The sequence below is a fragment of the Vibrio sp. D173a genome, assembly GCF_030248475.1.
This window is the reverse complement of record NZ_JAHGAH010001546.1, coordinates 1-801: the sequence shown is the minus strand read 5'-3', so window position 1 is coordinate 801 and position 801 is coordinate 1. Positions and strand designations below refer to the sequence as shown.

Here is an 801-nt window from a genome sequence, read left to right as displayed (position 1 = left end):
CACCAAACTGAGCGTCTGGAAGTATCACTGAAGTGAATGATAGGAGAGGGGCGATGGATGGTTGTTTGAGGAGCAGAAACAAAAAAGCGCCGGTAAAAACCAGCGCTTTAAAATCTTTTTAGCTAAAAGCTATTATTGAGCAACAACGTTAGCTGCTTGTAGGCCTTTTTGACCGTTTTCAACTTCGAAAGAAACCTTTTGGCCTTCTTTCAGAGTTTTGAAGCCTTCAGAAACGATAGCACGGAAGTGAAGGAATACGTCAGCACCGCCGTTATCTTGAGAAATGAAGCCGAAGCCTTTCTCTTCGTTAAACCATTTTACAGTACCAGTATTTGTGTTAGACATTATTTGTCCCTTATTCAAAAAATTACTAAATTGTTGATTGCATTAATGCAATGCGCTGATAATTGAATTATTTAATATTGCTAAGAAATAAGGAAAAACTACTTACAAAAACGGGTAACGATTTTACTTGTCAATTTTACTTTGGTTCTAACTTAAATAACTCCGGCTAACAGAGCGAGAGCATGTTAACACAGTCTGTATCTTTGTACACACATTCATTACGAATTTGGCGACTTTTTTGTGGCTTAGGGCAGAAAAAATAAGTTTTCACTCTAATCAACAAACAAAAGGAAGCAAATTGCTTCCTTTCATAATAGTGTAGTCGATACTAACGCTTAAAGTTAATTGCTTCTGATTTATCAAGATTAATCTTGGTCTGCGCAGGTTGCGTTTCAGCGATCACTTTACCGTGACGTACAGAGTACTGAACCGGTACTTGGCGACGCACCGCATCAA

General features: G+C 38.2%; 1 protein-coding gene. It reads right to left on the bottom strand.

Features of this window, described 5'->3' with window-relative positions; translation table 11 throughout:
* Positions 1-132 precede the first annotated feature (132 nt).
* Positions 133-345, bottom strand: a complete 213-nt coding sequence (locus KIV40_RS34645; RefSeq protein ID WP_285353984.1) for a cold-shock protein — start codon at positions 343-345, stop codon at positions 133-135.
* Positions 346-801 lie beyond the last annotated feature (456 nt).

Bases quoted from the DNA above. Each gene is read 5' to 3' on its own strand.
- KIV40_RS34645 (WP_285353984.1), bottom strand. From the start codon at position 345: ATGTCTAACACAAATACTGGTACTGTAAAATGGTTTAACGAAGAGAAA.